We start from the raw sequence: 18,336 nt of genomic DNA, 5'->3' as shown, positions 1-18,336 counted from the left end.
GCCCCAATGCAGGCCAACCGGGATTCCTCCAGGGCCTGAAATATCACCGTGAAAGAGTACTAGCAGCCTGTCGGACTCAGGACTGATCTACTGCGCGGGTGGGAGAGCGGCCCGAATCTCCCCGATTTCTCGTTGCGTAGTGCCCACTATGCGCCTCGAAATCGTGAAGATTCGTTCTCGTTCTCCCACCCTGCTCGCTACGATCGCCTAAGTCCGACAGGCTGCTAGCCCGGATATTGCACCAAGGATTCGATGCTCAGGGCGAGACTGGCAAAGCAGGTTGGGCGATCGTCCGAAAAACCATAGCCGTCGCTATGGTTTGAGGGGGATCGCCCAGGATGCGCCGCCAGAGTCGGCCTGACATCGAATAGGCGCAAACCGTAACCCCCCGGAGGGCCTTTCATGGCCATGGCGTCCTTGGATTACGGCTCGAACCCCATTCATGCCAGCCGCCTTGGTGCAATATACGAGCTAGACTATAGATCATGGATGTTCACCCTTCCATGCGTGGACTGCGGCGGCTGGGTTATGCGCTGCTGCTCTTGCCCCTGTGGCTGGCGGCCCAGTTACCGTTCACCCCGGGTGATCACGCCATGCGGCTGGATATCGAGGGCCCCATCGGCCCGGCCACCAGCGACTATCTGAACCGGGCCCTGGCCAAGGCGGTCAGGGAGGGGGCCCAGTTCATCGTGCTGCGTCTGGATACGCCGGGCGGCCTGGACACCGCCATGCGCGACATCATCCAGGACATCCTGGCCTCGCCGATCCCGGTGGTGAGCTACATCTATCCCAGCGGCGCCCGGGCTGCCAGCGCCGGCACCTATATTCTCTATGCCAGCCATGTGGCGGCCATGGCGCCGGCCACCAACCTGGGGGCCGCCACGCCGGTGCAGATGGCCCCGCTGGGCACGCCGCCTTCGCCCTCCGCACCCGAAAAGCAACCGCGGGAGGGAGAGGCGGAACCCGGGGCCAGGGCACCAGCCGAAGGGGATGCCATGAACCGCAAGGCGGTGAACGATGCAGTGGCCTACATCCGTGGCCTGGCCAGGCTGCGCGGGCGCAATGCCGACTGGGCGGAACAGGCCGTGCGTGAGGCCGCCAGTCTGGAGGCCGGAGCGGCCCTGGAGCTGGGTGTCATCGACCTGATGGCCAACGACATGGCCGATCTGCTGCAGAAGCTGGACGGACGCAAGGTGACGGTGATGGGCAGGGATGTGGTTCTGCACACGGCAGGCCTGATCCTGCTCCACACGGAACCGGATTGGCGCAGCCAGTTGCTGGCCGTGATCACCAACCCCAATGTGGCCTACATCCTGATGCTCCTCGGCATCTACGGCCTGATTTTCGAGTTCTCCAACCCCGGCGCCGTCGTTCCCGGCGTGTTCGGCGCCATCTGCCTGCTGCTGGCCCTGTTCGCCTTTCAGGTGCTGCCCATCAACTACGCCGGCCTGGCCCTGATCCTGCTCGGCATCGCCTTGATGGTGGCGGAGGCCTTCGCCCCCAGCTTCGGCGCCCTCGGCATCGGCGGGGTGGCGGCCTTCGTCATCGGCTCACTGATCCTCATCGACACCGAGGTGCCGGGTTTCGGTATCTCCCTGCCGCTGATCGCTGCCTTCGCCCTGCTCAGCGCCGGCCTGTTCGTCATCATCCTGGGCATGGCCATCAAGGCACGGCGGCGGCCGGTGGTCACCGGCCAGGAGGAAATGGTGGGCAGCGTCGCCGAGGTCCTGGAGGATTTCGATGAACGCGGCAGGGTCCGCGCCCACAGCGAGTTGTGGCAGGCGCGCACCTCCACCCCACTGCGCAAGGGTCAACGGGTGCGCATCACCGGCATGGACGGGCTGACCCTGTGGGTCGTACCGGAACCGAAACGAACGGAAGAGGATAAGTAAATGCTTGCATACCTTGGATATATCATCGGCGGTTTCGTGCTTATCCTGCTGCTGTCCGCCATCCGCATCCTGCGCGAGTACGAGCGCGGGGTCATCTTCATGCTGGGCCGCTACTGGAAGGTCAAGGGGCCGGGGCTGATCTTCGTCATCCCCCTGGTCCAGGTCATGGTGCGGGTGGATCTGCGCACCATCGTCATGGACGTGCCCAGCCAGGACGTCATCTCCCGCGACAATGTGTCGGTAAAGGTCAACGCGGTGATCTACTTTCGCGTCCTCAACCCCAAGGACGCGATCATCAACGTCGAGAACTACTACGAGGCCACCAGCCAGCTGGCGCAGACCACCCTGCGCTCGGTGCTGGGTCAGCATGAACTGGACGATATGCTGGCCGCCCGCGACCAGCTCAACACCGACATCCAGGCGATCCTCGACGCCCAGACCGATGCCTGGGGCATCAAGGTCAGCAACGTGGAACTGAAACACGTGGATCTGGACGAAACCATGATCCGCGCCATGGCCCGCCAGGCGGAGGCGGAACGAACCCGCCGCGCCAAGGTCATCCATGCCGAGGGCGAGATGCAGGCCTCGGAGAAGCTGCGCGAAGCGGCCCACACCCTGGCCAGGGAACCCCAGGCCCTGCAGCTGCGCTATATGCAGACCCTCACCGAAATCGCCGGCGACAAGAATTCCACCATCGTCTTTCCCATGCCCCTGGATCTCATCGAGCCTTTGCTGGACAGGCTCAAGGACAAGGACGAATCCCCGTCAGGCTGATCTAGCCCGGATGATGGCATGCCTGGACCCGCCGGGGATCGCGGCCTGGAGGCCGCTCCTACGGGGCGTGGCGGCACAATATGTTGTAGGAGCGGCCTCCAGGCCGCGATTGGCGTGGCGTTATTAACCCTGGTTACAAGCCGCCAAGGCGCCAAGAAAGCTTCATGAATTCGATAAATAGCAACTTGGCGTTGTTGGCGCCCTGGCGGCCAAGTCAATTGATCAGAGTTTGCGGTGCCAGATGAGTCGACCGTCCTTGTATACTTCCCTGACCCGGTGGTAAGGAATCGAATGCACCTCGCCGTCCTCATCCCAGATCAGAAAGGCGAAGTGATCGTCCTTCGGAAAGACCAGGTCCGTGAAGGGTACCTGGATGATACGGTCCGCAAGCCGGTCGTAGTAGCCGATCTTGAACTCACCCCGGGCGAATTCCTTGTCCCAACGGATGCGGCTGAGCAACTCGTGGATGGGTATCATGGCGGTCTGTTTCAGTCTGCGACTGATTGGATATTAGCGGAATTGCAGCACAGCTGACGAAATATGCAACGCAAGATGGAACAGGGCAATAATGGCAAGATTCGTGCCCTACTCTTCGACTTTGGCGGGGTGATCGCCGAAGAGGGCTTTCGCAACGGACTGCGGGCACTGGCCGAGCAGCAGGGGCTGGATGCCGAGCGGCTGCCACAGGCCGGCATGGAAGCCGTCTACGACTCCGGTTTCGTCGTTGGCCGGGGCAGTGCCGCGGATTTCTGGGAACTGTTGCGCAAACGCACCGGTCTGCGCGGTACGGACGAGGAACTGACCGGAGCCATACTGTCAGGCTTCGTGGTCCGTCCCTGGATACTGGACAAGGTGGCCAGGCTGCGGTCACGGGGCTATACCACCGCCATCCTCAGCGACCAGACCCACTGGCTGGACGAACTCGATGCCCGCTACCACTTCAAGGACTTCTTCGACCATGTCTTCAACAGCTATTACCTGGGCAAGGGCAAACGCGACCCTTCGCTGTTCGACGATGTTGTCGCCGAACTGGGGCTGGAACCTCAACAGGCGCTGTTCATCGATGACGATCCGGGAAACCTGCAGCGCGCCCGCAGCCGTGGGCTGCAGACCTGGCTGTTCAGCGGCCGCGCCGCCTTTGAGTCCCTCGTGCAGCGGCTGCTGGGCGCAGCGCCGGATGACGAGATCGCGGCCCGCCGCTCATGAGGTCGTCCGTGCCAGGGGACCCGCAGGCACATTCAACACAATGCGCCAGCGGACCTCGCTCAGCGGCTCACAGGCGACCTCGAGATCCATAAACTGCTGCAGCACCCGAAGGTTGGTCAACGTATGCCGGCTCGGCGGCAATGTCGTGAAGCCGCCACCACCCGCCAGGACCAGGGGAAGCAACAGCTGGTCGGCCAGGTTTTCGCCGACCGGCACGTCTGCATGCAGATAGTGCCGCACCGCCTTCACGACCCTGCCGGCAACAACCTCCGCGCTCACCCCGCGCTGTCCGAAGCCACTGAACACCTCGGTGACCCGTTCACTCCTGACCACCACCATCACGGCATTGCCCGGCCCCCTGGCCTCCGAGGCAAGGATGAGAGTCTGCCGGTCTTCGCCGATTCCCAGGCGCCGGCCGATGACCCGCAACTCCCGCTCGGCAATGTGCGTCGGCAGATTGGCAAGCAGCACCCGGGCAAGACAGTCAAGCACCCGACCGCGTTCCAGCAGCCACAAGGGCCGCAGAGCGCTCACCGGCGAGACGCGCAGTCGCACCCGCCCCCCGCCGGCGGGATAGAAGCCATGGCGTTCCAACTGCAGCGTAACCCTGGCCCCCATCCTTTCCAGCAGTGGCAGGAAGGCGAGGCGCAGAAAATCATATGACGGGGCAAGGGGGTTGTGGGTACCGCCGATCAGCTGCACCTCCGAATCCCCGTTGCCCAGCAACAAGGCCGGCAGGATGGTTTGCAGCACCAGGCCGGTGCTGCCGGCGGTACCGATGTCAAAACGATAGTCACCAGTCTGGACAGCCTGCGGCACGAACAGCAGTTCCCGTGAACCCTGCTCGGCCCCTTCCACCCGGGCCTGACCGACTGCCGCCGCCGCTCGCACGGCGGCCAGGTGCTGCGGCTGCAATCCCGGATGACGGCGTCTGGAACGGATGTTGCGAATGCGGACTGGCCGTTGCAGGCAGAGAGAGAGCGACAGGGCGCTGCGCAGGACCTGCCCGCCCCCTTCGCCCATGGACCCATCGATGCTCAACATCCGGATCAGTCCAGCTTCAGCAGCGGATAGCGTTGCCGCGCCTCACGCGTCCATAACGACAGTCCGGCACGCTGACCAAGCGTCTCCACGGCGATGATCACATCGGGATCATCGAAACCGACATGCGCCCCTTGCCCCTTTTTCTCGAGACACTGCAACAGAAAGTGGTCGAGAAACTGTTCTTCGTGCTGGCTGGACAGACGCCCCTTGAAACCGCGGCGATGCATGCGCACATGAAAGGTCTTGCCCGCAATATCATCCACCCAGGATTGGACTGCTGCCCTGGATCGGTCCTCGAATTCCTGCGGCGACTGGAAGTAGAAGGTCTTGTCGACCGGCACCACCCGGCCCAGGCAGCGGGGCGCCTCCGCCACGGCGTGCAGGGCGGCAAGAAAACCCAGGCTGTCCTCGACCTTCACCACCAGCACATTCAGGAAATCGGTCTTCTCAACTTCGCCGCCACAGTCCGCCAGCAGCCTGAGCGCATGCTTGTACTGATGTTCCCGGACAGTGACAATGACATTCCAGTCAAGCATTTCCGGCCCATCCACGTCGTCCTGCCTGAATGAAGTATAGTGCAGGAGATTCACCCGCCACATACAAGAGGAAGACGCGTGGTGCATCCCTCCAAAAACAAGGTGGTCGTCTCCTGGGCTCTCTATGACTGGGCCAATTCGGCCTTTTCCACCCTTGTGATAGCCGGCTTCTTCCCCGTGCTCTTCAAACAGTACTGGGGGCCAACAGCGGATGTCACTCTCAGCAGCTTCCGCCTCGGCACCGTCAATTCCCTGTCCAGCCTGATCGTGGCATTGCTGGCTCCCTTGCTCGGCGCCATTGCCGACCAGGCCGGCGCACGCAAGCGCTTCCTGCTGCTGTTCGCCATACTGGGCATCGCCATGACCACATCGCTGCCACTCGTGGCCGCGGGCCATTGGGCGCTTGCCGTGGCACTGTACATGCTGGCCCTCATCGGCTTCTCCACCGGCAACATCTTCTATGACGCCCTGCTACCCTATGTGGCCGGTGACCAGGACGTGGATCTCGTTTCTGCCCTGGGCTATGCCCTCGGCTATCTGGGCGGCGGCCTGCTGTTCGCGGTGAGCGTGCTCATGACCCTCTACCCGCAGTATTTCGGTCTGGCCGATGCCAGTGAGGCAATGCGCCTGGCCTTCATACTGGTGGGCGCCTGGTGGGCGCTGTTCTCCATTCCGCTTTTTCTGTTCGTCGAGGAACCGCAAGGCAGCAACGCTGCCACCAAGCAGGGCGCATTGGGCGCCGGCCTCGACCAGCTTCGCACCACCTTCCGGGATATCCGGCAGCTGCGGGTGGTGGCCATCTTCCTGCTGGGATACTGGATGTACATGGATGGCGTCGACACCATCGTGCGCATGGCGGTGGATTATGGTCTATCGCTGGGCTTTGGGGCCAATAGCCTGATCATGGCGCTGCTGATCACCCAACTGGTGGGTTTCCCAGCCGCGCTGGCCTTTGGCAGGATCGGGAAAAGAATGGGCGCCAAGACCGGCATCTTCATTGGCCTCGGTGTCTACCTGGGAGTATGCGGCTGGGCCTTCGTCATGGACAGCGTGACCGATTTCTATCTTCTGGCCGTCGCCATCGGCCTGGTACAGGGCGGCGTACAGTCGCTCAGCCGTTCGCTCTACACCCAGCTCATCCCTACGGACAAGACGGCCGAGTTCTTCGGCTTCTACAACATGCTGGGCAAATTTGCAGCCATCATCGGCCCGCTGCTCATGGGCTGGATTGGTGTCGTCACCGGCAACCCCCGCCATGCAGTGCTTTCCCTCGCGCTGCTGTTCGTGGGCGGCGCCATCACGCTGTATTTCGTGGACATCCAGGAGGGACGACGCTGCGCGCGGAAACTGGAGCAGGCGCGCAGCGATGCCGAACAGCACCGGCCGTCCGACAGGCACCCCGGCGCGGGGACGGGAGGTGGCAAGCATGGATGAATCGACTAGCCCGGATATTGCACCAAGGCGGCCCGCATGATCGGAGTGCAGGCTGGCATACAAGTCCAGGAGGCCCACAAATAGGCCCTCGTGGCGGGGTACACTTTGTGCCTATTCGATTGACTCCGGGCATCCTGCCCTCCGCCCTTCGGGCCAGCCTTGCGGCTGTTCAAAATCGCTCCCGGCGATTTTGTCAGGACGCATCTGGCTGCGCATCCTGGCCGATCGCCCTTGAACCCTAGCTACGGCTATGCTTCTGCGGGTGATCGACCAACCTGCTTTGCCAGCTCCGCCCTGAGAATCGAATCCTTGGTGCAATATCCGGGCTAGGAGTCTGTCGGATTTAGGCAATCGTAGCGAGCATGGTGGGATAGCGAGCACAAATTTTCACGATTTCGAGGCGCATAGTGGACCTACGCAACGAGAAATCGGGGAAATTTTGGCCGCCTCTCCCATCAGCGCAGTAGATTGGTCCTGAGTCCGACAGACTCCTAGACTCATAGAGTGAGGGCCACCTGACCGGGCCCTGTTCACAGCGACCTGTCCGCCAGAGGGAATAACTGCGCGATGGCGCGCTACAAGACACACGATATTTGATGCCCTGGCTCTGCCAGCATTCGAGGGAGACTCTGCCATGACCGATCCCGGCAAGACACCACAAGTCGGTGCCCCGGACCCCGAACTCAAAAACTCGCCCATTTTCGACGAAGCGGATGACGACTTCTTGTCACTCGATCTGGAACTGGAAAGCGGAGTCTGCTATTTCAACAACGAGGTCTACCGCGTCGGCCAATACGTCTGCAGCGGAAATGAACTGCTTCGCTGTGAAGAACGGGGCGTCTGGATACGAGAGGGCTCCTGTTATCAGGGCTGAGCACAGGCGGGTATCAGAGGGTTATACGCGCCTGTGCCGGTGGGCGGCTGTTACCAAGATAATTGATAACAAAGCCTCATTCAGAACGCCCCAAGCAACGCAGCAACACCTCGAAGCCATCTTCGGGCGGTCGGATCTGCAGCGCCTCCAGCAGCAGCACCATGCGATCGAATGGATTGCCTGTACGTTTGAGGCGCCGGTAGTCCGCAGCAGCGAGAAAAGGCCGCCATGCGGGGACGGACAGCGGCAGTGGATAATCCGTACCGAACAGCAGCCGCCCAAAATCACCGGCGTGGTCCCGCCACCAGAGCAGCGTCCCCATACGGTTGACCAGCCCCAGCGCAGCCGTATCGCCGTACAGGTTGGGGTAGGCCGCCAGCAAGGCGGCGTAGCGTCGCAGGCTGGGGCGGTCGTGGAACCAGCCGCTGGAGCCACCGTGGGCGGCGATCACCGTCACCCCGGCATCCAGGGCCGGGCGCAGCCGATCCAAATCGCCCCAGGCCTGCCACTGCGTCGGCAGTACGATCTCGATACCGGTATGACACAGCAGCGGAAGGCGCAGTTCGTTGAGCTTGCGCAAATAGGGACGGTGCCGGGGATCAGCAAGATCGATGCCCTGGCTGTTGGGAATCAGCTTGACCAGCACGGCACCCTGGTCGGCGACCCGCTGCAGGGCATCGAGGGCGTCCTGTCGATGGGGGTGGACCGAGGCGCCAAACAGGAACAGCTCCGGGTCCTCGTTGCACCAGGCACGCACATCGCCGTTGGAGACCGTGAAGCCATCCAGCCGAGAGCTGGGTACGCCCTGCGCATCGTAGGCGCGGTCCAGCGCCAGCAGGACGGCACGGCGCACATGACGGGCGGCGCGCAGGTATCCAGCCATTCGATCCATGTAGGCACGTGCGGCATCTGCGCCGCTGCCCTGGACAGCAGCGTTTCTCGCGAGCCAGGGCAACAACAGGCGGCGCCAGCCACGGAAGCGCACTGCCCCGTTACGGGGTACGCAATGCACATGAATATCGGTGTAACCGGCGTTCAAGAGTGCTCGCCGCGGCCATCCCGCTCCGCCAACAGAATCCGGATCGCGCGCCACAGGCTGCGCTGATCCAGCCCCAAGGGGCGTACATCGACATGAGCGAGACCATCGATGACAAACAGTTCGGCACGCCCCTTGGGCACAGCGGCGGCCAGGGACATGCTTTCCGTGTAGGGAATGATGTCGTCATCACGTCCATGGAGCAGGATCAGCCGCGCCTCCAGCCGGGAAAGATCCTTGTTGCTGAGATTCAGCGCATCCATCTCGGCGCGGATCGCGGCAGGCAGATCCGCGAGCAACGCCGCTACCCGCTGCGGATCGCGGTTTTCCAATAGCGCGAGCAGTGCCCGCCCCTCCACCGTGAGGCGTACGACCAGGTCATCTATGGCGGCACCCGGGTCCGCCAGTTTGCGCCGGGCCATGATGCGGAACGCCTCCCGGTCCTCCGGATCGGAGAGAAGCTCCACGTTGCTGAGCACAAACACCCACTTGCCATAAAGGTTGGTCTCTCGCCGGTCCCACTGTCCGTTGTCAGGGGAATAACCGGTGGTGGCAAAGGTCACAACCCGTTCCAGGTCGTAATAACCGCCCACCCCAAGCAGAAAATCCAGCCGATCCCTGATTTCGGGCCGCAACGCCGCCAGCACCGCTGGTCCCACTGCATAGCTGAAGGCGCCAATGCCGGCCCGACCCGGGGCGGGGAAATCCTGGCGCGCCAGCAGATAACAAAATGCATCTGCTACACCCTGCGCATCCCCGGCCCGGACCCGGAGCGCGCGCAGGTTGGGCAGCTCCGGAACCAGCACCAGGAAGCGTGCCCGGGCCAGGGTATTGGCAAAGGCCACCAGGCGGGGATCCTCCTTGCCACGCTCCGCTACTCCCGGCACCAGCACGATACCGGCGCGGGCCTGCTCACCAGAGCGATACAGGTCACCGCGGTAGCTCCGCCCCGCTATCGCATACTCTAGCGCCATGCGCGTTGGATGCGGCGTGCGCCTCTTGAGACGGCTGTCTCCCCCACCCGCAGCCAGATCCTCCAGCACCAGCGCCGCCTCGTCATCCGGCGGAACGCACCCCGACAACATCAGCAAGATCAGCGTCAGCGCGGCGCTGAGAAGACCTGCCGCATCAGACCTGGCGAAGGCAAGCCGGAGCCGACCCATTCCATCCTCCGTGCCGTGCTGCCATGAGCGCAACCTGCCTGCAGCCGTACCCCTGCCTGTTCGATTCAGGCGGCATCGGGCCGCGTATCCTGGGCGATCCGCCTCAAGCCATGGCTTTTCGCCGATCGACCAGGATGCGCGGCCAGATGCGTTCTGAGATCGAATCCTTCGTGCAATATGCGGGCCAGGGCTTTAACACCACACCAATCGCGGCCTGGAGGCCGCTCCTACAACATATTGTGCCGCCATACCCGTAGGAGCGGCCTCCAGGCCGCGATGCTCGGAGTCAATCGTACAGGCACAAACTGTAATCCGCCCAAGGGGCCTTTCATGGCTATATTGTCCCTGTATTACAGCACGAACCCCATTCATGCGCGCCGCCTTGAAAGCGTAATTTTTCCGGTATTCATCAAGGCAGTGATTCCCTATGCGAGCAATTGTGCCCTGTTACAGTGCAATATGCGGGCTAGAACTCCAGCGTCTGCAGATCGAAGTTGATGGCATCAAGCCCCGCCTGGGCGCAGCGCTCATCCAGCTTCCCGGAGGGCGCCCCGCTGACGCCGATCCCGCCGATGATCGCACCCCCCGCTGTGATCGGCAGTCCACCGGCAGCGACCAGCACGCCGTCGATCTTCGGCACCGAGTAGGCTCCGGGGAAACGCCCCGCCAGTTGCGACGACGGGGTATTGAATGACAGCGCCGTGTAAGCCTTCTGCCGACTGAGTGTCAGGGTCAGATCCATGGCCAGCGTATCCCGCAGCACCACCTGCGGATGCCCGCCGCGATCGACAAGGGTTACACCGACATTCACACCCGCCTTGCGGCAGGTAGCGATGGCGGCCTTGGCCGCCTTGAGTGCCAGGTCCATGGACAGGCGCGGGATCGGCAGAACCACCGGCTCTCCGGCGTCTGCGGCCTGGGCGGAAACGGCCAGCAGAGCAGCCGCGATGATGGAGACAGTGAAAAGCTTCATGGTCACCTCCTCGGGTTCTGATCAAAGCATAGACAGGGGCCGGCCCCTTCGCCAGTGGCTCCCCCCCCCCCCGGCATCGGCATCGCTCAGGAAGCGGCAAGACCAATGGATCAGGCTCTTGGTGCCGATGCGGATGCGCCGCAGATGCGGCAGATCCGCCTAGCCCGCCGTGGAGGCCGCTCCTACAACACATTGTGCCGCCATGCCCCGTAGGAGCGGCCTCCAGGCCGCGATCGAGACTAGCCCGGATAGTGCACCAAGGCGGCCCGCATGATCGGCGTGCAGGCTGACATACAAGGCCGGGAGGCTCGCAAATGGCTCCTCACGGCGGGGTATGGTTTGTGCCTATTCGATCTCAGAACGCATCTGGCTGCGCATCCTGCCTCCCGCCTTGCAATCTCTCAGCAACGCCTGGGCCTCGCGCAGGGTGCGCTGTGGCAGCCTCAGGCCATAGCCCGCCTCGATGGCCGCCGCCAGTGCCGAAGGTTCCGCCTCGGCCAGTCCCAGCCGCTGAATGAAGCCGCTGACATCCTCGAGCAGGGCCCAGGGATAGGTCAGCCAGCGCCATTCGGCAATCTCGGCAGCAAGGAAATCCGGTCGGTAACGGCACACCCTCTTGTGATGCAGCACCGCGCTGCGCACCCCGGCTGGCGGCCCCTGCGCCTGCAGATGGGCCAGCGCCAGCTCGAAGGTGTCACCGCTGTCACTCACGTCGTCGACCAGCAGCACCTGCTGGCCGGTGACATCCGCGGCCAGCGGGTAGCGAATGCGGGCCCGGCTACCCTTCTCCGCACCGCGGTAGTGCTCGATCTTGAAACTGGTCAGGTTGAACACAGCCAGACGGTCGGAGAGCAGACGCGCCGGCACCCAGCCACCGCGACCAATGGCCACGATAATGTCTGGCCGGAAACCGGCAGCACGGATGTCACCGGCAAGGCGCCGCACCAGGTCCTCAACCTGCGCCCAGGAAACCCGTTCGCAGGGCATCACCCGCGGCGCGACTTCAGTCTCCGTAGCTGTAGTGGCCATGGCGGACACCGCGCAGCAGGTCGAGGAAGTCGGCGCCGTCGACCCGGATCAGATTGTGGTGATCACCGGCCTCGAACCAGATCCGGGCCAGGGTGGTCAGCGCCTCGTCGAGGAAGGTCTCGACGCCATAGGCGGGCCCCAGCGGCGGCACCGCACCGACCTCGCAGTCGGGAAACAGGGCGGCGACCTCCGCCTCGCTGGCCAGCTGGAAATCACGGCCGCTGTCGCTGTTGAGACGGTCCAACTGTAGCCAGTGGCTGGCGGGAATGACCACCAGCGCATAGCCGTCGGCGTCCTTCACCAATACCCCCTTGGCCAGATGATCCTCGGGCACATGGGCCGCCAGGGCCGTCTCCTGGCTGGAGGCGGTGTGGGGGTGTGGCACCAGTTCATACGCCACCTGCTGGTGGGCCAGGTACTGCTGAACACGGGGTGCAGGGGACATGGCTATCCCTCCCCGGCGAAGGTCCGCGCGCGGACCTCCGGTGGTGGTGCCGGCGGTACCTCCCCGGGCGGGGGTGGCACCTCTCCCGGGGGTGGTGGCTCCGCCTCGGGCGGCGGTTCCGTCGGCAGTTCCGGCGGCTGATCCGGCGGCGGCACCTCGGGCGGGCCCGAGGGCGGAATCTCGGGTTCACCGGCATGGCAGGGTCGAACAGGGCACTGGGTCATCGTCTTTCACCTCCGGGCTGCGGCCGTGGAACGGCCGGCTTTCCTCAATCATGGCGCGCGCACCAGGCACGCAGCGCCTGAAGTACGCGCTGCCGCTTCCCGGCGGGGCCGAGGAAGGGCGCACGCGACAGTTCGAGCTGGATCCAGGGCATCTCCCGACCGTGGCTGCGGGTGATATAGCCACCGCTGAAGGGCTGGTTGAGCGTCACCCGATGTGGCGCAAAGGCCTCCGCGAAGCATTCGAGCAGCGCCTCGACCCAACCGGCCGGCAGCCTGCCGCCGCCGTCGCCGAGACACACCGCCGGGCGTTCCTGTCCCGCATCGGGCGCAACCGGCGGAGCGATCGCGGCCATGGTGTGACAGTCCACGGCCAGGCGCAGTCCCGCCGTGGCCAGCTCGCCGAGCCTGGCGTGGTAGGGCCGGTAGTAGCGTTCCAGCAGCCTCTCGACCAGGGCTGGTGGCGGAAACTCGCGATACACCGGTACTCCCCAGCAGGTATGGGTCTTGATCACACCGTCCGGACTGAAATCGTCCTCCGCCCGGTTGAGATCGACGATGGCGCGAGCGATGTCGGTGGTCTGCAGCACCTCGACCTCCGCCGCCAGCGGCCGGTAGATCTCGGCCGCCCCCTCGTCGCCGTCCTCGACGATGTCGCGCTCGCTGAGCAAGCAGCGGTCACTCACCTCCGGCGGCACCCGCAGGCCGGCGTGCGGCACCGAGAGCAGCAGCGGCAGCCTGGTCGCATTAGCCCGCATGGTGCACCAAGGATTCGATGCTCAGGGCGAATCCGGCAAGGCAGCCTGGGCGATCGACCGAACAAGCATGGCCGTCACCATGGTTCGAGGGAGATCGCCCAGGATGCGCAGCCCGATTCGGCGCGACATCGAATGGGCACAAACAGTAACCCGCCCACGCGGCCCTTTCATGGCCAGACCGTGCTGCTCTTACGGCTCGAACCCCATTCATACGGGCCACCTTGGTGCTAGCCATGCTGCGGCCCTCCGGCCGAGCCGTCGCGACGCGGGTCGGCCACGCCGATGAATTCGCCCTCCGCCTGCAGCACAAGCGCCACACAGCCGAGATAGAAGGAGTAGGGATCCCGTACCCTGACCTCGAAGCCGTGGCGCTCGAGCAGCCGCGGGATGTCGTCACGCATGCGCGCCCCTTCCAGCGACACCAGGCCGTCGACCGAACAGTGCAGGCGCGGCGCGTCCACGGCCTCGAAGGGCGCCTCCCGCTCCAGGCGCAGCAGTACCTGGACGACGGTGGAGACGATGCGCTCGCTGCCCGGCGAGCCGAGTACCGCCCAGGGCCGCCCGTCGCGGAACACCAGGGTGGGGGCGACGCTGGCCCAGGGCGGGGCATTGGGGCGCAGGTAATAGGGATGATTGATGTCGTGGTGCTCGTAGGCGCTCATGTAGTTGTTGTACAGAAAGCCCAGCTCGGGGCTGGCGGCATAGGAGCCGTAGACGCGCTCGATTGACTGGGTCAGGCCGACCACGTTGCCGAAGCGGTCCATCACCGACAGGTGCGTCGTCTCGCCATGGGCGCTCGCCAGCTCCCGGCGGAATGCCTCGGCCAGTCCCTGGGCATAGTCGCGGTTGATCATCCGGCTGCCCGACACCTGCCAGTAGAACTCGGGCATGAAGGGCCGGTCGTGGCGGTCCTGCTGAGCACGGCGGGTGACCAGGGCCAGCAGCAGCGCCCCTGTGGGAGTGTCCAGATTCCGTTCCTCGGGACCGAACTGGTCGAGCACGTTGAGCATCTCGATCAGCACCCGGCCGGCACCGGGCGGGCCGAAGGTCAGCACCCGGTCGCCGTTGAAGCGGGTCTCCAGCGGTTCGCGCTCGATCGGCCAGGGAATCTGCGCCAGATCGTCATCACGGATGAAACCATCGTGCCGCACCATGTCCGCGTGGATCTCGGCCGCGATCGCACCGCGGTAGAAATCCTCTACCCCGGCCTCGGCCAGACGGCGCAGGGTGGCGGCCAGCACCGGCTGGCGAAACCAGGTCCCAACCCGGTAGAGGTGCCTGCCCTCGCGCAGGAAGAAGGGCGCGGCGGTACCGGCCTGCAGATGTGGCCGCTCCCGCCGGGTCAGGTCGTGCTGCAGCTGGGTGATGCGATAGCCCTCCTCTGCCAGGCGGATTGCCGGCTCCAGTGCCCGCGCCCAGGAGAAGGTGCCATAACGGTGCAGTGCATAGGCGAGCACCGCCGGGGTACTGGGCACGGTGCTGGCGCGGTGGCCGCGGAACAGCTGCTCCTTGGGCACCGCCCCCGGCGGCACCCGGTGCGGGGCCCGCGAGGAACCGTCCAGGGCAAAGCTGCGCCCGCTGGCCGCATCATGGATCAGCAGCATGCTCTGGCCGCCAAGCCCGGAGGCAGCCGGCTCGCAGACACTGAGCGCCAGGGCCGTGGTCACCGCCGCATCGACCGCATTGCCTCCCTCGGCGAGCGCCTCGACGCCGGCCTCGGTGGCCAGGTAGTGGGCGCTGGCGACCATCCCCTGACGCGAGGCGGCCAGGCGCTGGGGGATGGGCAGCGGATGCCGGCCCAGATCCTCGGCATCGGCATCGTGCGGCTCTCGCCGCCTGCTCATGTCCCGCTTCCCTGCCGGAGGGGCGCCCTGCGGTAGCGCTCGACGGCCACCTCCACCAGACGCTGGATCAGCGCCGGGAAGGTCTCGATGCCCGCCTGCTGCGCCGCGACCGGCATTGAGGCAATCCGTCCCAGACCGGGGATGGTGTTGACTTCCAGCAGGTACGGCTGCCCGGCGGCATCGAGGCGGAACTCGACGCGCGCCCAGTCGCGGCAGTTCAGTGCACGGAAGGCTGCCACAGCCAGCTGCTGCAACCGTTCGCTCAGCTCTGGCGGGATGGGCGCCGGACAGTGGAGCTCGAAACGGCGCTCGGCGATGCCGGCCTTGTCCTCCCTGGTATAGAGAGGCAGGCCGCGTTTCTCCAGCACCACCTCCACCGGCGGCAGGGCCTGCAGCGCCGGGCCATTGCCGATCAGGCTGACATTGAGTTCGCGGCCGGGCAGGAACCGTTCCAGCATCACCGGCTCGTGGAAACGCTGCAGATCCTCCCTTACCCGGGCTCGCAGCTCTGCCTCGTCATGCACCAGCCACACACCATGCGAGGAGGCCTCCGCCACCGGCTTCACCACCAGCGGGTAACCGATGGCCGGTGCGGGGAAGTCTGCGTCGCGCACCACCAGGAAATCCGCCGTGGGCAAAGCCTGTTGACGGAACACGGCCTTGGCCGTCGCCTTGTCCGTGGCCAGGGCATGCCCCCAGGGTCCCGACCCCAGATAGGGCAGCCCCAGCAGCTCCAGCAGTCCCGGCACCTGGGAGTAACGCAGCTCGCCCTGCATGCCAAAGGCCAGGTTGAAGACCAGCCCAGGCCAGCGATCGTCATCAAGCGGGGCGAAGAAATCGGTCAGGCGCTCGATCAGGGTGCAGTCGGCCTCCAGCTCGACGACCTGATGGCCGTTGTCGCTCAGCGCCTCGACGATGCGCTCGATATTGCGCGGCGGGAAGACCTCGTGCGCCAGCGGCCCGCGGTGCTGCAGCACCCGGCCTGCCGGGCTGTTGTAGACGACGGCAATCTTCATCTTCTGCTGCAACATCGTCGGACCCATTACAGACCTTCCCTCCCTTGAAGATAGTCCACGGCAGGCACGGCATCCAGCCGACCCGCAACGCAAGGTGTTAGAATCGGCACACAGGCCCGCCGCCGCGGATCAGCCACAGGGATAGCCCGATGTTGACCCTCAAGCCGCAGCTCCACATTCCCGAGCAGGAGATCGAGATCAGCGCCATCCGCGCCCAGGGGCCCGGTGGCCAGAAGGTCAACAAGGCCTCCAGCGCCATCCACCTGCGTTTCGACATCGCCGCCTCCAGCCTGCCGGACGCGGTCAAGGAACGGCTGCTGACGCTGCGCGACCGGCGCATCAGCAAGGATGGCGTCATCGTCATCAAGGCCCAGGCGGCGCGCAGCCAGGAAAAGAACCGCGAGGCGGCCCTGCAGCGACTGCGCGAGCTGATCCTGCGCGCCATGCAGCAGCCCAAGCCACGCCGCCCCACCCGGCCGACCCGCGCCGCGCGGCAGCGTCGCCTGGACAGCAAGATCCGGCACGGCCGCACCAAGGCGCTGCGCGGACGGGTCACCCAGCACGACTAGCCCGCATATTGCATCAGGACCCCGGACGATGGCGTGGCTGGCCCCGCCGGGGATCGCGGCCTGGAGGCCGCTCCTACGAGGTATGGCGGCAGCCTGGCAGGAGCGGCCTCCAGGCCGCGATTGGCGCGGTGTTGTTAACCCGGCAAGGGTTTACATTGCATTCAGCCCCAGCCTTTTTACTCTTCATGAGATTGGGCGCTTTGGATTCGGGCCGGCTCGGTGTTGCGGCGCTTGCCAAGGGAATGCCCCTTGCCTGCGCAGCACGCCTTGATCCGACACGAATCCAAGGCGCTGAATATAATGTAAACCCTTGTCGGGTTAATAACAGGACGCAGACATGGCACTCAAGGCCACCATCCACAAGGCGGAACTGCAGATCGCCGACATGGATCGCAACTACTACGCCAGCCACGAACTGACCCTGGCGCGCCATCCCTCGGAAACCGACGAACGGATGATGCTCCGGCTGCTGGCCTTCGCCCTGCATGCCAGCGAGGAACTGGCCTTCGGTCGCGGCCTGAGCACGGAAGACGAACCGGACCTCTGGGAGACGCGCGCCGACGGGCGCATCCTGACCTGGATCGATCTCGGCCAGCCCGAGGAACGCCGCATTCGCAAGGCCTGCGGTCGAGCGGATGCGGTCTGGATCTATACCTACAACGCGCGCAGCACCGAAGTCTGGTGGCCCAAGCAGCAGGAGGCGCTGCAACGCTTCGCCAATCTCGGCATCCGCAGCATCCCCGAGCCGGCGGTACAGGCCCTGGCCGGCCTGGCCAGACGCAACATGCAGCTGCAATGCAGCATCCAGGACGGCCAGATCTGGTTCGGCGACGAGGCACAGAGCCTCGCCATCGAACCCCTGTTGAGAAAGGCACCCGGGGAGGGTGGATAGAAGCCAGGAGCTCGAAGCTGGAAGGGCGGGCGACGCCCTACTGACTTCTGACTCCTGACTCCTATCTTCTCCCTCCCTTGCCATGCCCCCAGGGGGCGCGTATACTCGCAGCGTCGGTCGAAAACAAGCTCTGCACCATCGCAGGCACGCACGAGCCGACACAGGATATTCATGCACGTTCTCCAAGGTCTACTTAGCAGCGCCATTCCGGTATCCCCTGCTCTATTGCCTGTCACGACCTGCACTTGAATACGTTCCAATCTCAATCTGTTATTTACCGAGGTAATACACATGGCTACTGGTACCGTGAAATGGTTCAACGAATCCAAGGGTTTCGGCTTCATCGCTCCGGCTGACGGCGGCGCTGACGTCTTCGTTCACTTCTCCGCCATCGAGGGCAGCGGCTTCAAGACGCTGGCCGAAGGTCAGGAAGTGAGCTTCGAGATCGAACAGGGTCAGAAGGGCCCGCAGGCCACCAAGGTCGTCGCCAACTAAGCGCGACCGGCTCGCAAGCGAACCGGAAAGCCCCGCCTCGGCGGGGCTTTTTTTATGGTTCTGCAAAAGTTTCCGGTGAATCGCGGCCTGGAGGCCGCTCCTACGGGGCATGGCGGCACAATGTGTGTCGTAGGA

20 protein-coding genes are annotated in these 18,336 nt (G+C 64.6%); 8 read left to right on the top strand and 12 right to left on the bottom strand.

The genetic code is table 11. The features are described 5' to 3' along the window. Nucleotides 1–503: 503 nt before the first annotated feature. Together QVG61_RS04775 and QVG61_RS04770 are read left to right on the top strand one after the other, a co-directional pair. On the top strand, nucleotides 504–1,892 hold the full coding sequence (locus QVG61_RS04775) for a nodulation protein NfeD (RefSeq protein WP_289932200.1): 1,389 nt from the start codon (nucleotides 504–506) through the stop codon (nucleotides 1,890–1,892). Next, nucleotides 1,893–2,666, top strand: a complete 774-nt coding sequence (locus QVG61_RS04770; RefSeq protein ID WP_289932199.1) for a slipin family protein — start codon at nucleotides 1,893–1,895, stop codon at nucleotides 2,664–2,666. 222 nt (nucleotides 2,667–2,888) lie between these two features. Here the strand turns inward: QVG61_RS04770 and QVG61_RS04765 are convergent, their stop codons facing one another. Further along, nucleotides 2,889–3,143 (bottom strand): DUF504 domain-containing protein, encoded by a 255-nt coding sequence (locus QVG61_RS04765; protein ID WP_289932198.1) that lies wholly within the window; start codon nucleotides 3,141–3,143, stop codon nucleotides 2,889–2,891. A gap of 63 nt (nucleotides 3,144–3,206) precedes the next feature. On the opposite strand from QVG61_RS04765, the gene QVG61_RS04760 reads away from it, so the two are divergent. After that, complete coding sequence (locus QVG61_RS04760; protein ID WP_289932197.1) at nucleotides 3,207–3,872, top strand: HAD family phosphatase; 666 nt, start codon at nucleotides 3,207–3,209, stop codon at nucleotides 3,870–3,872. Here QVG61_RS04760 and rtcA read toward each other — a convergent pair. Continuing rightward, nucleotides 3,867–4,916 carry an RNA 3'-terminal phosphate cyclase gene (rtcA, locus tag QVG61_RS04755; RefSeq protein WP_289932196.1) on the bottom strand — a complete coding sequence of 350 codons (1,050 nt, stop codon included), beginning with the start codon at nucleotides 4,914–4,916 and terminating at the stop codon, nucleotides 3,867–3,869. The two genes, QVG61_RS04760 and rtcA, sit on opposite strands and share 6 nt — an antisense overlap. A gap of 5 nt (nucleotides 4,917–4,921) precedes the next feature. After that, nucleotides 4,922–5,452, bottom strand: coding sequence for a THUMP domain-containing protein (locus QVG61_RS04750; RefSeq protein ID WP_289932195.1), 531 nt, complete (start codon nucleotides 5,450–5,452; stop codon nucleotides 4,922–4,924). Nucleotides 5,453–5,530: 78 nt separating this feature from the next. Between QVG61_RS04750 and QVG61_RS04745 the strand changes: the two genes are divergently transcribed. Then, nucleotides 5,531–6,886, top strand: coding sequence for an MFS transporter (locus tag QVG61_RS04745; protein WP_289932194.1), 1,356 nt, complete (start codon nucleotides 5,531–5,533; stop codon nucleotides 6,884–6,886). Between the two features lie 634 nt (nucleotides 6,887–7,520). Next, entirely contained in the window at nucleotides 7,521–7,760 is a 240-nt protein-coding gene (locus QVG61_RS04740; protein WP_289932193.1) for a hypothetical protein, read from the top strand. Nucleotides 7,761–7,836: 76 nt separating this feature from the next. Here the strand turns inward: QVG61_RS04740 and QVG61_RS04735 are convergent, their stop codons facing one another. The 9 genes from QVG61_RS04735 to QVG61_RS04695 all read right to left on the bottom strand — a co-directional run bounded on the left by QVG61_RS04735 (nucleotide 7,837) and on the right by QVG61_RS04695 (nucleotide 16,260). Then, nucleotides 7,837–8,745 (bottom strand): amidohydrolase family protein, encoded by a 909-nt coding sequence (locus QVG61_RS04735; protein ID WP_289932718.1) that lies wholly within the window; start codon nucleotides 8,743–8,745, stop codon nucleotides 7,837–7,839. Between the two features lie 50 nt (nucleotides 8,746–8,795). Continuing rightward, nucleotides 8,796–9,959: an RNA methyltransferase gene (locus tag QVG61_RS04730; RefSeq protein WP_289932192.1), complete on the bottom strand. Its 1,164-nt coding sequence runs from the start codon at nucleotides 9,957–9,959 to the stop codon at nucleotides 8,796–8,798. A gap of 466 nt (nucleotides 9,960–10,425) precedes the next feature. After that, on the bottom strand, nucleotides 10,426–10,932 hold the full coding sequence (locus tag QVG61_RS04725; RefSeq protein ID WP_289932191.1) for a heme-binding protein: 507 nt from the start codon (nucleotides 10,930–10,932) through the stop codon (nucleotides 10,426–10,428). Between the two features lie 345 nt (nucleotides 10,933–11,277). Then, nucleotides 11,278–11,961 carry a phosphoribosyltransferase gene (locus tag QVG61_RS04720; protein ID WP_289932190.1) on the bottom strand — a complete coding sequence of 228 codons (684 nt, stop codon included), beginning with the start codon at nucleotides 11,959–11,961 and terminating at the stop codon, nucleotides 11,278–11,280. Next, nucleotides 11,936–12,406, bottom strand: a complete 471-nt coding sequence (locus QVG61_RS04715) for a YbaK/EbsC family protein (RefSeq protein ID WP_289932189.1) — start codon at nucleotides 12,404–12,406, stop codon at nucleotides 11,936–11,938. The genes QVG61_RS04720 and QVG61_RS04715 overlap by 26 nt, the downstream gene beginning before the upstream one ends. A gap of 2 nt (nucleotides 12,407–12,408) precedes the next feature. After that, a complete protein-coding gene (locus tag QVG61_RS04710; RefSeq protein WP_289932188.1) occupies nucleotides 12,409–12,630 on the bottom strand; it encodes a hypothetical protein in 222 nt (73 codons plus the stop codon). Between the two features lie 44 nt (nucleotides 12,631–12,674). Then, nucleotides 12,675–13,385, bottom strand: a complete 711-nt coding sequence (locus tag QVG61_RS04705) for an N-formylglutamate amidohydrolase (RefSeq protein ID WP_289932187.1) — start codon at nucleotides 13,383–13,385, stop codon at nucleotides 12,675–12,677. A gap of 227 nt (nucleotides 13,386–13,612) precedes the next feature. Further along, the gene (locus tag QVG61_RS04700; RefSeq protein ID WP_289932186.1) at nucleotides 13,613–15,229 is read right to left on the bottom strand and encodes a gamma-glutamyltransferase; all 1,617 of its coding nucleotides are present in this window, start codon (nucleotides 15,227–15,229) and stop codon (nucleotides 13,613–13,615) included. Then, nucleotides 15,226–16,260 (bottom strand): ATP-grasp domain-containing protein, encoded by a 1,035-nt coding sequence (locus QVG61_RS04695; protein WP_289932185.1) that lies wholly within the window; start codon nucleotides 16,258–16,260, stop codon nucleotides 15,226–15,228. The genes QVG61_RS04700 and QVG61_RS04695 overlap by 4 nt, the downstream gene beginning before the upstream one ends. A gap of 134 nt (nucleotides 16,261–16,394) precedes the next feature. Between QVG61_RS04695 and arfB the strand changes: the two genes are divergently transcribed. From arfB to QVG61_RS04680, 3 genes are all read left to right on the top strand, one after another. Continuing rightward, nucleotides 16,395–16,814, top strand: coding sequence for an alternative ribosome rescue aminoacyl-tRNA hydrolase ArfB (gene arfB / locus QVG61_RS04690; RefSeq protein ID WP_289932184.1), 420 nt, complete (start codon nucleotides 16,395–16,397; stop codon nucleotides 16,812–16,814). A 337-nt stretch (nucleotides 16,815–17,151) separates the two neighbouring features. After that, the gene (locus QVG61_RS04685) at nucleotides 17,152–17,706 is read left to right on the top strand and encodes a YaeQ family protein (protein WP_289932183.1); all 555 of its coding nucleotides are present in this window, start codon (nucleotides 17,152–17,154) and stop codon (nucleotides 17,704–17,706) included. A 291-nt stretch (nucleotides 17,707–17,997) separates the two neighbouring features. After that, nucleotides 17,998–18,201, top strand: coding sequence for a cold-shock protein (locus QVG61_RS04680; RefSeq protein ID WP_289932182.1), 204 nt, complete (start codon nucleotides 17,998–18,000; stop codon nucleotides 18,199–18,201). Nucleotides 18,202–18,336: the final 135 nt, after the last annotated feature.

The sequence above is a fragment of the Thiohalobacter sp. IOR34 genome (assembly GCF_030406045.1).
In the GTDB taxonomy this organism is placed as follows: domain Bacteria; phylum Pseudomonadota; class Gammaproteobacteria; order Thiohalobacterales; family Thiohalobacteraceae.
The sequence above is the reverse complement of the archived record's forward strand: the minus strand, read 5'-3'. Positions and strand labels throughout refer to the sequence as shown.

What these genes read in the sequence shown, in the direction of transcription:
- QVG61_RS04775 (WP_289932200.1), top strand. Translation starts at nt 504, where the DNA reads ATGCGTGGACTGCGGCGGCTGGGTTATGCGCTGCTGCTCTTGCCCCTG.
- QVG61_RS04770 (WP_289932199.1), top strand. Translation starts at nt 1,893, where the DNA reads ATGCTTGCATACCTTGGATATATCATCGGCGGTTTCGTGCTTATCCTG.
- QVG61_RS04765 (WP_289932198.1), bottom strand. Translation starts at nt 3,143, where the DNA reads ATGATACCCATCCACGAGTTGCTCAGCCGCATCCGTTGGGACAAGGAA.
- QVG61_RS04760 (WP_289932197.1), top strand. Translation starts at nt 3,207, where the DNA reads ATGCAACGCAAGATGGAACAGGGCAATAATGGCAAGATTCGTGCCCTA.
- rtcA (WP_289932196.1), bottom strand. Translation starts at nt 4,916, where the DNA reads ATGTTGAGCATCGATGGGTCCATGGGCGAAGGGGGCGGGCAGGTCCTG.
- QVG61_RS04750 (WP_289932195.1), bottom strand. Translation starts at nt 5,452, where the DNA reads ATGCTTGACTGGAATGTCATTGTCACTGTCCGGGAACATCAGTACAAG.
- QVG61_RS04740 (WP_289932193.1), top strand. Translation starts at nt 7,521, where the DNA reads ATGACCGATCCCGGCAAGACACCACAAGTCGGTGCCCCGGACCCCGAA.
- QVG61_RS04730 (WP_289932192.1), bottom strand. Translation starts at nt 9,959, where the DNA reads ATGGGTCGGCTCCGGCTTGCCTTCGCCAGGTCTGATGCGGCAGGTCTT.
- QVG61_RS04725 (WP_289932191.1), bottom strand. Translation starts at nt 10,932, where the DNA reads ATGAAGCTTTTCACTGTCTCCATCATCGCGGCTGCTCTGCTGGCCGTT.
- QVG61_RS04720 (WP_289932190.1), bottom strand. Translation starts at nt 11,961, where the DNA reads ATGGCCACTACAGCTACGGAGACTGAAGTCGCGCCGCGGGTGATGCCC.
- QVG61_RS04715 (WP_289932189.1), bottom strand. Translation starts at nt 12,406, where the DNA reads ATGTCCCCTGCACCCCGTGTTCAGCAGTACCTGGCCCACCAGCAGGTG.
- QVG61_RS04710 (WP_289932188.1), bottom strand. Translation starts at nt 12,630, where the DNA reads ATGACCCAGTGCCCTGTTCGACCCTGCCATGCCGGTGAACCCGAGATT.
- QVG61_RS04705 (WP_289932187.1), bottom strand. Translation starts at nt 13,385, where the DNA reads ATGCGGGCTAATGCGACCAGGCTGCCGCTGCTGCTCTCGGTGCCGCAC.
- QVG61_RS04700 (WP_289932186.1), bottom strand. Translation starts at nt 15,229, where the DNA reads ATGAGCAGGCGGCGAGAGCCGCACGATGCCGATGCCGAGGATCTGGGC.
- QVG61_RS04695 (WP_289932185.1), bottom strand. Translation starts at nt 16,260, where the DNA reads ATGTTGCAGCAGAAGATGAAGATTGCCGTCGTCTACAACAGCCCGGCA.
- arfB (WP_289932184.1), top strand. Translation starts at nt 16,395, where the DNA reads ATGTTGACCCTCAAGCCGCAGCTCCACATTCCCGAGCAGGAGATCGAG.
- QVG61_RS04685 (WP_289932183.1), top strand. Translation starts at nt 17,152, where the DNA reads ATGGCACTCAAGGCCACCATCCACAAGGCGGAACTGCAGATCGCCGAC.
- QVG61_RS04680 (WP_289932182.1), top strand. Translation starts at nt 17,998, where the DNA reads ATGGCTACTGGTACCGTGAAATGGTTCAACGAATCCAAGGGTTTCGGC.